Annotated in this window: 15 protein-coding genes and 1 pseudogene; 1 reads left to right on the plus strand and 15 read right to left on the minus strand. The window is 41.6% G+C overall.

The features are described 5' to 3' along the window. From HWQ44_RS19080 to HWQ44_RS19150, 15 genes and pseudogenes are all read right to left on the minus strand, one after another. The coding region (locus HWQ44_RS19080; RefSeq protein ID WP_292721924.1) for a (2Fe-2S) ferredoxin domain-containing protein at positions 1-395 on the minus strand (395 nt) is incomplete at its 3' end. 138 nt (positions 396-533) lie between these two features. Next, the gene (gene nifT / locus HWQ44_RS19085; protein WP_273768323.1) at positions 534-737 is read right to left on the minus strand and encodes a putative nitrogen fixation protein NifT; all 204 of its coding nucleotides are present in this window, start codon (positions 735-737) and stop codon (positions 534-536) included. Further along, entirely contained in the window at positions 712-999 is a 288-nt protein-coding gene (locus HWQ44_RS19090; RefSeq protein ID WP_292721671.1) for a nitrogen fixation protein NifZ, read from the minus strand. The genes nifT and HWQ44_RS19090 overlap by 26 nt, the downstream gene beginning before the upstream one ends. Continuing rightward, entirely contained in the window at positions 986-2,119 is a 1,134-nt protein-coding gene (gene nifV / locus HWQ44_RS19095; RefSeq protein ID WP_292721674.1) for a homocitrate synthase, read from the minus strand. The genes HWQ44_RS19090 and nifV overlap by 14 nt, the downstream gene beginning before the upstream one ends. A 371-nt stretch (positions 2,120-2,490) precedes the next feature. Continuing rightward, entirely contained in the window at positions 2,491-2,688 is a 198-nt protein-coding gene (locus tag HWQ44_RS19100; protein ID WP_292721677.1) for a DUF2949 domain-containing protein, read from the minus strand. A gap of 300 nt (positions 2,689-2,988) precedes the next feature. Continuing rightward, a complete protein-coding gene (locus HWQ44_RS19105; protein WP_292721680.1) occupies positions 2,989-3,234 on the minus strand; it encodes an Asr1405/Asl0597 family protein in 246 nt (81 codons plus the stop codon). Between the two features lie 45 nt (positions 3,235-3,279). After that, positions 3,280-3,951, minus strand: coding sequence for a serine O-acetyltransferase (cysE, locus tag HWQ44_RS19110; RefSeq protein ID WP_292721927.1), 672 nt, complete (start codon positions 3,949-3,951; stop codon positions 3,280-3,282). 680 nt (positions 3,952-4,631) lie between these two features. Further along, entirely contained in the window at positions 4,632-4,826 is a 195-nt protein-coding gene (locus tag HWQ44_RS19115; RefSeq protein WP_292721683.1) for a hypothetical protein, read from the minus strand. Between the two features lie 474 nt (positions 4,827-5,300). After that, positions 5,301-5,777 (minus strand): hypothetical protein, encoded by a 477-nt coding sequence (locus HWQ44_RS19120; protein WP_292721685.1) that lies wholly within the window; start codon positions 5,775-5,777, stop codon positions 5,301-5,303. A 90-nt stretch (positions 5,778-5,867) separates the two neighbouring features. After that, positions 5,868-6,311: an HNH endonuclease signature motif containing protein gene (locus HWQ44_RS19125; RefSeq protein ID WP_292721687.1), complete on the minus strand. Its 444-nt coding sequence runs from the start codon at positions 6,309-6,311 to the stop codon at positions 5,868-5,870. Between the two features lie 9 nt (positions 6,312-6,320). Further along, positions 6,321-6,575, minus strand: a complete 255-nt coding sequence (locus tag HWQ44_RS19130; protein ID WP_292721690.1) for a hypothetical protein — start codon at positions 6,573-6,575, stop codon at positions 6,321-6,323. A 25-nt stretch (positions 6,576-6,600) separates the two neighbouring features. Next, entirely contained in the window at positions 6,601-6,825 is a 225-nt protein-coding gene (locus tag HWQ44_RS19135) for a type II toxin-antitoxin system HicB family antitoxin (RefSeq protein ID WP_292721692.1), read from the minus strand. Next, the gene (locus HWQ44_RS19140) at positions 6,822-7,049 is read right to left on the minus strand and encodes a type II toxin-antitoxin system HicA family toxin (protein ID WP_292721694.1); all 228 of its coding nucleotides are present in this window, start codon (positions 7,047-7,049) and stop codon (positions 6,822-6,824) included. The genes HWQ44_RS19135 and HWQ44_RS19140 overlap by 4 nt, the downstream gene beginning before the upstream one ends. 15 nt (positions 7,050-7,064) lie before the next feature. Further along, a pseudogene (locus HWQ44_RS19145) lies at positions 7,065-10,181 on the minus strand (HEAT repeat domain-containing protein). A gap of 355 nt (positions 10,182-10,536) precedes the next feature. Beyond that, on the minus strand, positions 10,537-10,737 hold the full coding sequence (locus HWQ44_RS19150; protein WP_292721696.1) for a hypothetical protein: 201 nt from the start codon (positions 10,735-10,737) through the stop codon (positions 10,537-10,539). Positions 10,738-10,902: 165 nt separating this feature from the next. On the opposite strand from HWQ44_RS19150, the gene HWQ44_RS19155 reads away from it, so the two are divergent. Then, on the plus strand, positions 10,903-12,531 hold the full coding sequence (locus HWQ44_RS19155; protein ID WP_292721698.1) for a sugar dehydrogenase: 1,629 nt from the start codon (positions 10,903-10,905) through the stop codon (positions 12,529-12,531). Positions 12,532-12,552 lie beyond the last annotated feature (21 nt).

Consider the following 12,552-nt stretch of genomic DNA (forward strand, 5'->3'; position numbering starts at 1 on the left):
AAACCGCGATCGCACAAAGTTTTTTCTAATTCTGATAATAACCCTTTACCACCACGTTTAAGGCAACCGCCCTTTTGACATACCATAATCTTCGGTTTGGTTTGAGGTGGTAAATCTTGTTTTGGACAAGTATTGATTGGCGTCACCCCATAGGCTTTGATTTTAATTTTACTTGTGCGTGAGTCTAATTTACTATGACCACAAACACGAACTTGCTGACCAGGAACTAAGGATAAACTTAGAGAACGGCGCAATTCTTTAGGCAGTTTGATTTCCACATTTCCAGATGGAACTGCCAATTGCAAGTATTTATATTTTCCTGGCTCACCACCAACAAAACCTAATAACTGTCCTTCAAGAGTCAGTTCTGATAACGTCAAATACTTGTCACCCATGATTGATAATAAGTTATTGGACATTGAGCATTGGGAATTGGGAACAGGAGATTGGGGATTGGGTACTGAGAAAGTATTTCTAAATATTTATTTATTTACTAGTCCCTACTAGTCCCCAGTCCCCAGTCCCCAGTCCCCTTACGAGAGGCGTTTAGCTTCTACAGTTTGGGGCAAATTTGCTGCGTCTGGCAAATCACGAAATTCTAATTCCCAACCATTTGCTAGGGTGAGAATCTTGCCATCATTTCCATCGGTTTGTTTGACGACTTCTTCTTCCAGGTCTTTTTTAGCAACGTAGACTACTAAAGTGCCGGCATCATTCATCCGTAGCATTACTTTCATGAGATTCCTCAACAGATTCTAGTTCTTTTTTCTTACAGCCGACGACGAATCCTGTTTCCAAGAAATGCACAGCATAGATATAGGAACTCTGCAAATATGTCCCTATACTCGCTATGTAGCCGATATCTCCTTTGTTCACTAAAACTTGGCCGACTTCCTTACCAGGAAAGGTACCATCGTTTTTCAGCAGTTTACGAACTCTGACTTTTTCACCGATTTCAAAAGCAGGTGGCAAGTTTAGTTCTAATTCATCGCGTTGCATGAGAGTACCTCTGTTCTCTGACCAAATTCAATAATTCGTCTGTCGTCAAACTGCGTTTTTTCTGTACCGATTGATGACGCACTGCATCTAAAACAGATTGAGTTTCTTGGGAGTTCAAGAAAATTCCATGCTGTTCTAGTAAGTTTGAAACCAAATGCCGTCCAGAATGCTTTCCTACTACTAAACGCCGTTCCCAACCCACCTCTTCAGGAGCAAATGGTTCATAGGTGATGGGATTTTGCAATACCCCGTGTGCATGGATGCCAGATTCGTGAGCAAAAGTATTTTCGCCAACGATCGCTTTCCAGGGTGGTACATCGGCTCCTGATGCGGCTGCAACTAGTTGAGACAGTTGCAGCAAACTGGGAGTGTCAATGCCCAAATCAACGCCGTAGATGCGTTTGATCGCCATGACAACTTCTTCTAATGCTGCATTTCCCGCCCGTTCACCCAATCCGTTGACTGTGGTATTCACTGATGAGGCTCCGGCTTTAATACCAGCAAGGGCGTTGGCAGTTGCCATACCAAAATCATTATGCGTGTGGATTTCTAGGGGAATCGTCAACGCTGAAACCAGCCTTTGGACTTTGGTGTAGGTGGTGAAGGGGTCGAGAACTCCTACAGTGTCGCAGAAGCGGAAGCGGGATGCACCCCATTCTTGGGCATAAAGTGCTACATCTAAGAGGAAGTTTTCATCAGCCCTGGAAGAATCTTCTCCGCCGACTGCTACCCAAAGACCTTGATCGAGGGCAAAGTTGATTGAGTCTTTGAGTTTTTGTAAACTGACTCGCCACTGACCGTGAAATTTAGTGGCAATTTGGATACCAGAGACGGGAATGGCAATATGCACCCGATTCAGACCACAGGCGATGGAAGCCTTGATATCTGAGATGACAGCGCGGTTCCAGCCCAAGAGTTTTGCTTGTAAACCCAAGTCAGAAATTGCGGCGATCGCACGGGTTTCTTCGTCGCCCATTGCCGGTATACCCACTTCTAATTCTGGTATACCAATGGCATCGAGAAACTTAGCGATCGCTACTTTTTCTTGTAGAGTAAAGGCAACACCTGCTGCTTGTTCGCCATCACGTAATGTAGTGTCATTAATTATGATTTGATTCATTGCAAATATCCCTCTCTTGGAAGTATTCTTAATATCCTTTCTCTCTACAACCCCTAGTGATGGTAAATGCTAAAAATATCACAATTCATAATGTAGGATACATGATCCTTAATTATTGTCCGATTAGCATCATCACATCTGTATGGCAGGGAACTAAAACCATGTATAATTTACTAATCTTTTTTACCGATGTCAGTTGTATTTTGTTCAACTAGCAATGAACTAATATAACTATTAGCAAATCCGGAACATAGTAATACACAGAATCCAGCAATTAAGGATGTAATCATCTTCGTAACCTCATTTTTTCTAGTGTATTTAGGTGTAATTTAGGCAGGGAATGCTACTCAAAGTTAAAGGATATAAATTAGCTAACTTTGTTCTGCTAGCCAATCAAAAATTTTTCCTAGCTGCTCCAAGTCAACAAAACCATACTGCCAGAGGAGCATCGGTAGCGGGCCATTTTCTAATTCACGGTGTCGCAGAGCTACAGCAATATCGGCATTTGAAAGTTCAAGTTCATTGTGCAAAAAATTGAGGAGTCTTATATCTCTATTACGAGTCGCCATAATCGAACTTTCAATTTATTAATTTGGGAAAAATTAAAAATCAGAAATTCCAATTTTGATTTGGTAATTCCGCCTTTTAATTGTTGCTAGATGTCAGAGAACTTTCAGATTTAGGAGAATAAACAAAATCTAAAACTCGTCTAATCCATCTCAGTCTGCAACAAATTCTGCTAGCGTACAGTAGCTTCAACTTCTAAATCTATTCGAGCTTTGTGCATCTCTGAACAAAAAGGATAAAGTCCAGTACTTGCGTCATGAATTCAAGATTAATAGTGTCTGAATTAGGTCTGACGAAAAGACTCAGGACTCATCACTGTAATGCCAGCAACGCTCTAGCCACTCTAATAATTCGTGACGAGAAGCAAGAAATTGCATAACTGTACTACGAATTAGAATTAATTCGAGCAAATTGTTCACTTGCACTCGCAAAGAACCATCGGGGGGACAAGAGCAATTAATTTTTAACTCTTGCAAACGGTAATAGATTCGCCAGCGATCGCTCAAAGGAATCTGCAAAACTTGATCGCCTAAAGTGTCATTTGTCATTTGTTCTTTGTCCTTTGCTAATGCCCAATGCCCCATGCCCAATGACTAATGACTCTTGATTTTTAAAGTTTGCAGTTGTTTTTCGAGTTCTTCAATGCGCGAGAGCAAAGAACGAATCACGGTTGCTTCCACATCGGGTAGCTTTCCATGTTCTAAAGGAGAAAGGCTAGCGTTATCGTTGCGGGAAATAATTCGGCCGGGAACTCCCACCACTGTGCGATCGCTGGGGACATTTTGCAAGACAATGGAACCTGCACCAATACGGACGCGATCGCCAATTTGCAGATTACCCAAAACTTTCGCACCCGCCCCAATCACTGCATTTTTGCCGACTGTGGGATGACGCTTACCAGTTTCTTTACCAGTTCCGCCAAGGGTGACGCCCTGGTAAATCAGTGTATAGTCGCCCACGATCGCAGTTTCGCCAATGACAACACCCATTCCGTGGTCGATAAACACGCCCTGACCAATCTCTGCACCTGGGTGAATTTCAATTCCGGTCAAAAATCGCCCCAAATGAGAAATTAAGCGGGGGATAAAACCGACTCCTCGACAATGTAACCAGTGAGCAAGACGATGCAAAGATAGCGCGTGCAATCCAGGGTAGCAAAACACCACTTCTAGCCAATTCCGTGCTGCTGGGTCGCGCTCAAAAATAATGCGAAAATCACTCAATAATGGCTCAAAAAAAACGCCAGAGAGAAGATTTTTCAGCATGGATGTACGGGCAGAATCCTGCGTTTTGGTACTTGGGGGTAGGCGTTCGCGTAGCGTCTCGTAGAGAAGCCCGTCGGAGACATCGCTAAGACTGTCTAAAGACTGTTGCATCGGTAATGTCTATCTGGTAAAAGAGTCATCTGCTATTTTTATGCTTATATCAGGTGACATCCAACTCGATACAAAACCCAATGCTGATTGGATTTATTGGATTGATTGAGGTTGTACTCAAACGCCAAAACCCCCACTCCACATAAACTTAAAATTTATCTTGGGGTAGGGGCGCTAGTATTTAATGATGGGGGTACTAGTATTTTTGGGGCAGGGGTTAAGAATTTCTGTTCACGCTACAAGAAACTTTACCCGTAAGCATTTGCTAAGATTTTATCAAGATATTTTGCAATATATTAAGCTGTACTCAGATGCACTCAAATATGATTTAGATGAAGCTACAAATCAATATTCTGTATCTCCTATTACTATTAGTATCTTATTATTGGGTAAGACAAAAGACAGGTTTCTTTATTTTCTTTTAGGATTTGCTGTCTGTATATATGTATACGTTTCAAAATATAGTTATCGCTCATCGCGACTGTTTTCTTATTATATAGATGTGTGGGGATAGCGATCGCAAAATCTTAAAACAGCAGAATAGGTAAATATTCTCATAGCATCCCTACTCAAGCAACTTGTAAAGGTGGATTCATCCGGTTTAAATACTCGTTGACGGAGATAAAAGGTGGATTCATCCAGTTCAAATACTCGTTAACGGAGATAAAAGGTGGATTCATCCGGTTCAAATACTCGTTAACGGAGATAAAAGGTGGATTCATCCAGTTCAAATACTCGTTAACGGAGATAAAAGGTGGATTCATCCGGTTCAAATACTCGTTGACGGAGATAAAAGGTGGATAAACAAAACAGGGGCGTACATTTGTACACCCCTACAGCAAATTTATTTATAGCGCTTCTGTGTTGAGTCCAATAAAGACCTAACCCCCAACCCCTTCCCTACTAGCGTTGGGGAGTAAGATTCAAAGCCTCTCTCCTTTTAGGAGAGAGGCTTGGAGAGAGGTCAAAGTGTATTGCATACAAGCGAGAAGCACCATATCCCTCTTCTGTCACTCTCCGGGAGGGCGATCGCTAGAAGCCTCATGAGGCAATCAATACAAGCTATACTATTAGAAAAAAATTTGTCTTGTATTTATTATTAGAAAAGAATTGCGCAATCGCTTGCTATACAAAAGCTCTAGAATTAAGAAATGGCAAATGTTTTCGGAGAGTGACAGAAGAGGGATATCACAAAGATTTTTGAAATGATATGAGGCTCGCCGAAGAGTATTAATTTATCAAGAGACGGGAGTTTTAGCAGATTTACCTTTACCAATAGCTTTAAAACGTTCGCCCAACTGTTCAGCGACAGTTTTTAAGCCTGGAGTCTTTTTTGATGCAGTCTTCACGTAATCATAAACAGTCAAACTGCTAGTCATAGCTTCACTACCGACAGCCATTAGGGTATCATCTACCTGTTCCGTGAGTTGCTGCATTGAGGTTAAAAGTTCGGTAAGCGCAGCAGCTAATTGATAATCTTGAACCAGTTCCTCAACATCAAAAGTGGCTGGAAGAATTTCGCGGTTAGACTGAGCAGCAGTAATGCTATTGTTCACAAAAGCTAGGCTTTTATCGCCCATTTTTACTAACTTCCGCCGTTCTTCAGTGCTGAGAGTAATTAGAAACGGCATCTTTTTTTGGACTGTCTGTAGTGCGGCTTTAATTTCTTGGATATCTTGTGGCGAAAGGGCGGCTGCAATATTCTGATAAGCCATGATATATTTACCTTGGGAGTTCTAGTAGTGAAGTAGCAAGTGTTGCTAAGTATAGAATTCCCATTGATAAGTGCGATCGCACATCATAACTTATTTATTTATCTGTTTTAGCGCCGATGCTGAGGGATACTGATCAGATGCAATCAAAGCTTGTCGTTCTATAATGCGATCGTCACTGTTAAAATCTAGGATACGTGCGGTAACTTCACCGATATCTGTTTGATGCTGAATTACAGCCTCATCTAGTCGAAAATGATCACCCCAAAAGTCTCTGCGTGGGTTAAAAAACCGCACAAGTTCGCCAGTTTGCCAATTAATTGACCCTAAATCTGTGCCTTTTTGCAGGTTACAGAAAATACAGGCATAACAGAGATTATCTGCTGTTGTAGCGCCGCCGTGTTTCACGCTGATGATATGGTCAACTTGACAACCCGACGATCTATCTTCTTCAGAAACGAGACAATACTCGCAAATATGCTCGGCGCGATCGGCAACTAAACGCCGCAATTCTGCATTAATATATGGACGAGACACTTTGAATACTTACTCCGCGCTGATGTAGTGACGAGCTTTTGCTTTTGCTAGTAGCATAATATGCTCTAGCGTGAGAAAATGATCTAACTCTCGCTGGTCACTTCCTGTAAGACCTTCAGTTTTTGCGCGGTAAACGAGATCCTCTAAACGGTCTTTGGCTGCATCCGAGAGTTTGAAATCGATAACACTTTGGGGAGTGGTTCCAGCAGCAATAAACTCTATAATTTCATCGTAGACTTTGGCTGTATTTACAGATGTGTTCATAAGCTACCTTTTTAATTCATAAATTTTATGCAACTTCCAAAGACTTTCCTAGCGTCTTAGGTTCTGGGAGAGGTTCACCATCAGCCAAAGATGATTCAATCAGCATTTCTAAAACTTCCTGAGCATTTTTCAAAGCTTCATCGTAAGTCTCTCCGTGAGTGTGACAAAATTCTCCCCATTCAGGAAGACTGACAACAAAACACTCATCTTCATCAGACCATTGAATAATTATCGTGTAGTGGGAATTCATTCTTTTTCTTCCTCTTGAGTATTTTTAATTTCTTCTAACCTTTGAAGTGCATTATTAACGTCTTTCTCTTGGTAAGCTTTAGCATCATTTCCGTCTTTACCTGATATAGTAACTCTCCCAGGTAGGAGAAGATGATACCAATTAGTGTGGCTACCTTTACCAGGACGGTAGGTAAACCCTGCTTGCAGCAATAAACTTTTGAGTTCTCTGATTTTCTTGGGCATATACTCAGCTTACATTTACCCTTCCCACTGCTTTAACTTCTTCTGAGCAAATTCCCGCACTTGCTCATCTGGGTCATTCTCTGCGCGATCGCGCAACAGTGGTAAAGTCTGGGGATGCTGAGGAAATTGCTTGATAATTATCTCCAGTGCAATGCGCCGAGGATTGGAGTTATAGGGGGGATCATGGCTATCCTTAAAGGGGTCATTAACAGCGCACTGGTAGTAGATATCAAACAAATCAGCGTGATATTTGAAGTGATTCGCTAATTCTTGGACTGCTGCACCTCGCACCTCCCTCTCATCATCCTGGATAGCGCGTTCTTTAAGGATGGATTTGGTGTCGGGGTCATCTTTGAAATTCTTCGCTAATTCTTTGACTGCTGCACGTCGCACCTCCCTATCATCATCCTGGATAGCGCGTTCTTTGAGGATGGATTTGGTGTCGGGGTTATCTTTGAAATTCTTCGCTAATTCTTCGACTGCTGCACGTCGCACATCCCAGTTATCATCCTGGATAGCGCCTTCTTTGAGGATGGATTTGGTATCGGGGTCATCTTTGAAATTCTTCGCTAATTCTTGGATTGCTGCACTTCGCACATCATCGTCATAATCATGGGTAGCGCGTTCTTTGAGCCAGATTTTGGTGTCGGGGTCATCTTTGAAATTCTTCGCTAATTCTTGGACTGCTGCACTTCGCACATCATCGTCATAATCATGGGTAGCGTGTTCTTTGAGGAAAGTTTTGGTGTCGGGGTCATCTTTAAAGTTCTTCGCTAATTCTTGAATTGCTGTACCTCGCACATCATCGTCATAATCATGGGTAGCGCGTTCTTTGAGCCAGATTTTGGTGTCGATAGATTCTTGCCAGGTTGTTGCAATTGCTGTGACTGCTTGGGTGCGAATTTCCCGTACTAGCTTAGTTTCTTCTTCATCGTGATAAGAGTCGTAATAGTAGCAGAGGTCATATTTAGTTAAGTCTTTTAGCTTGCTAAGTAATTGAGTAGCTGTTGACATAATCAGCAAGCGATTTCTCACCTCTACAAGACACTTAGCCGCTAAAAACAGGTTGACAAACTTTTCCCCTTCGCCATCTTGCACCATCAAATAATCAAGAATCTCGCCAACAAATCTTGGCTCAATCATTCCCGCAATTAGCAGCAAGACTTCATGCCAACTTTCATCTTGCCAGTGTTTGCCAAAAACTTCATTCTTAAGTTCCTCAATAGTCAGCGTTTGCGTTTCTTTAAACTGCCAGACAAACTCCCAAGCACAGAAAAATTCTAAAAATGTCCGATGCACAAAAGCATAATAATCTGCACCCAGGAAACACAACATAAAGTTGCGAGTCCGCAGTTGATTAATCATCACCCGCGCAGCTTCTCTGGGTTTATCAAAATCTATGGTTTTGAGATAATCAGTCAGAACTTTGACTAAATCATTTTCATTAATCAAATTACCTGCCAAACCTTTCTCACCAGTTTGCATCAGATAAGCAACTTGACGCAGCATCGCTTGCTTATCCTTATAATCAATAGTCTTCGGGTCTAACCTCTTATCTTCTGTCAAAGCGCGTTCCACATCCCATTGATGCAGCAACACCCGCGATGCTTGATCGTAAAGTGTAGCTCTATCTCTTGGTAGCTCTTGATTACGATTAAGAATTGCCATCATTGTCAACAGCAGAGGATTTCCCGCCAATTCTGCAATAGATTTGGAAGCTTCAATTCCTCTTTGTAGCCGTTCCCGTTTTCTCTCTTTATCTACTGCATCAGTAAAAGTTAACTCATGCCAACGGTTGATAAAATCCTGAATTTGTTCTGAGTCTAAATCTTGTAATATAAAGTGGCGAAACTCAGCATTAAGCAATCGTTGCGGTTTATAGCCAATAATCCGAGAAGTGACAATTACTTGCACATCAGGATAGTCATTAGTAAAGCGATGAATATCAGTAATTACATCCTCTCGCTTACCAGGGTCAAATACCTCATCCAAACCATCAAACATCACTAACGCATTACCAGCTTTTAATTGTTTATCTAGTTCAAGCTGATTGAGATGATGAACAGCACCACTACCTTGATGAAAGAAATACAGAAAACCTTGATTCTCTTTATTCTCGCGCCATCTCATATAAGTATTTAATTCAATTAGCAAGGGAATTGGTAATGAGATAACATTATCCAGCGAAGACTCTACCCACTTCAAAGCTAGATATTGCAACAATGTAGATTTACCTGAACCAGGATCGCCCAAAATCACAAGATATTTATAATCTTGCTTTTTATTGACAACATCTAATACTGAACGGATCGGCTGTTCAAAATAAACCCGTTTGTGGCGTTCTAATTCTTCTAATTCAACTTCTGCTTCTACTTGGTCAGTTTCTCGCAGCCGTCTAAGATGTTCTTTAGGCAGTTCGTGAACTTGTGCTAAAACTTGATGAGTTTCCCGGACATTTTGAGCAGTAAAAATCTGCCATAACTTAAGTTAGTTATAGGCATAGCCGCTAGTATCTAAGCTATCTAACTTGAGATTGCCATAACGTTTGCGGATTCCTTCTTGATATTTAACTAAATTAAAATCTACAATAACGCCAGCAATTTCTTTGGTATTTATTTCAATATCAGATAACTTTTGTAATTCTAGGATATGGTGTAAATCTTTTGAATCTAAAAGAAGTTCTTGGACTTGGGTAAAATACTGTTCTGTAAGTGATTGCCAGTTAAACTTAGATGGCAAAGCTTTTAATTGCAGCCTGTTCCAACTATCTTCTAGTGTTTTAGCGTCTAAAGATTCACAATTAATATCAAAAGCCTTACCAAGAATTTCTGTAACCGACTTATCGCTGATAAATTTCTGGATGTCTTTGGTGTATTCTTTAATCTCAATTTCAGCAAGTTTGCAACGAACCTTTAGCTGCTGCTGCATGAGTTGTAAAAATTCCTTTAACGCTTTACCAGCAGCAATTTCTATGTCTTCCTTCTTAAGCTTCTGGAAAATCTTGCCAGGGATGCCTTTTAATAAATCTTTAGCCCAATCTTTAGCAGCATCCTTGGCTAAGTCTTCCAGAATGGGTTTAAAAATCAACCCCGCGGCCTGAGTTACACCCCAAATAGCTAACCAGTCCAGCATAATACTCGCTTCTGTTGAGATTTTGATTACGAGTATATCCACTAGCTGGAGTAATGTTTCCAGATTTCAGGGTTATTGCGGAAATATCACAGGTATCTGAAGAACCTCTTTCAAAGTCTCTCTCCTAAAAGGAGAGAGACTTTGAATTTTCCCCCCTTCCCGCGTTGGGAAGGGGCTTAGGGGATTAGGTTTCGCATTGTTTTTTTAAATCAATTGCTAAGTGCGATGTCTACGACGGGCTACACCTACGCAATTTCTCCCACAGCAGATTCACTCTCGCTACAACTATGAGCCACTGCTAATTTTACCAATAAATATGTACGATCAATCACCATAGAAATTTTACCAGCTTCAATCAATTATTTGAGAAAAACCAAGTCTTCAGCGTTGGTTTTTTCAAACACAAACTTGAATTTTTGACCATAAACGAACGCTGCAAAGAAGCTCTGTACAATGGTTTATGGCTAGGTGAGGTGGTGATAATTTTGTTGGATTTGAGGACTCCTTTGGTTTGAAAGAGCGATCGCTCTAGCTTTATTTCTAACTTTTGATTCACCCATTTTTTGGTGAGTAAGGAAAAATACGAGTATATAAATATATCTAACGAAGTATTCTCAAAAACTGCTACCCCTGAGTAATTTTGTTCTAACTCTCGGAAAAATCGGCTAGCCGAGAGTTGTGTGTAATAGAAATCATCTACAACGCTAGAGGAAAGTTAAGAATGGTTATGTTTGCCCTAAAACCAACACAGATGCTTGGACGCATACTATCCGCATCGCTAATTAGTTTAATGTCCTTAGAGGTCATTCCCACCGCAGCGATGGGCCAACCGTCCCCAGCGTCTATTGAAACCAAGTTGGAAGTGCCTAATACAATGAGCTATTGGCCCTTTGATACTAACCGTTCCTTGAAAGTGCCGCCCAATTTCTCCATCTCAGTTTATGCTCGAATTAAGCAAGCTCGCTTTATGGCAGTTGCTCCTAATGGCGATCTTCTAGTGTCACAGCCCAGTACGGGTAAAGTGTTAATTGTCCGGTCAAATGGCAGCAAAGACCCAATTATTTCTGACTTTGTGACGGGTCTACGCAAACCACACGACATTGTGTTTCATAAGATTGACAAGACCACATACATTTATATCTCTGAGACTCATCAAATTAACCGCTTCATCTACAACCCTGGAGACTTAATCGCGAAAAATCGCCAAATCGTTGTAATTGGCTTACCAGACAGCAGCACATCGGAACTCAAAGGTGCTTATGGTCACGAACTGAAAAATATCGCCCTTGATGCCAATCACAAACTATACGTGTCCATCGCCTCTACGTGCAATGCCTGTAAGGAAGATACTGTCAGTTATCCCAAGCGTGGTGCGATTTACCAGTACGACGCAAATGGAACCAATCAGCGGCTTTTTGCCCAAGGTTTACGTAATGCCGAAGGGTTAGCATTCTTACCTAACACAAATGACCTTTGGGTAGTCGTTAATAATCGAGATAACATCGCCTATCCCTTTAACGATAACAGTGGCAATTACGGTAAGATTATCCCCTCTTACGTAGACGACCACCCGCCAGAGGAGTTCACGAAAGTCCGAGATGGCGGTAATTATGGTTGGCCATTCTGCAACCCCAATCCTGACACGTCAAATGGCCTCGACAATATGCCATTTGACCGCGACTATGAGTTTAATGCTGATGGACATATTAATTGCAATGCAATGGACAGGATTAGCAAAGGTATCCAAGCCCATTCGGCTCCCTTAGGACTAACATTTTTGCAAAATACCAACTTTCCCAGCCTGTACTCAACTGGCGCAGTGGTAGGGCTGCATGGTTCATGGAATCGGCAGAAGAAAACGGGCTACAGAATAGCTTACTTTCCCTGGAACACTACGACAAACACCCCAGGGCAGGAGATGGATTTAGTCAGTGGTTGGGTAGCTCCAGCAACACAACAAATCTGGGGGCGACCCGTGGATATGGTAGTAGATCAGCAAGGTAATTTGTTAATTTCGGATGACTACAGCGGCACCATCTACAAGCTTTCCTCCAATCTCTCCTCCAATGTCCCCTCCACGCCGTCACCACAGGTTAAGGTCTACAGAGACTCTAATTTTGCTGGAGTTTCCCAGTCTTTTCCGACAACTCCAGGAGTATACAAAGCCAACCAAGGTGACTTAAATGTTGTGGGGAATGACACTATTAGCTCATTAAGTGTACCACCGGGTACAGTGATCCGTGTCTGCCAAAATGAAACTGGTGGCCGCTGTCGTGAGTTTAGTGCTGGTGATTATAAATTCGTTGGAAATGACCTTGATAACATAATCTCGTTTATTGAGGTTAAGTAGCACCACTCACCGAATTTTAAA

Source organism: Nostoc sp. JL34, from assembly GCF_017114945.1.
GTDB lineage: Bacteria > Cyanobacteriota > Cyanobacteriia > Cyanobacteriales > Nostocaceae > Nostoc.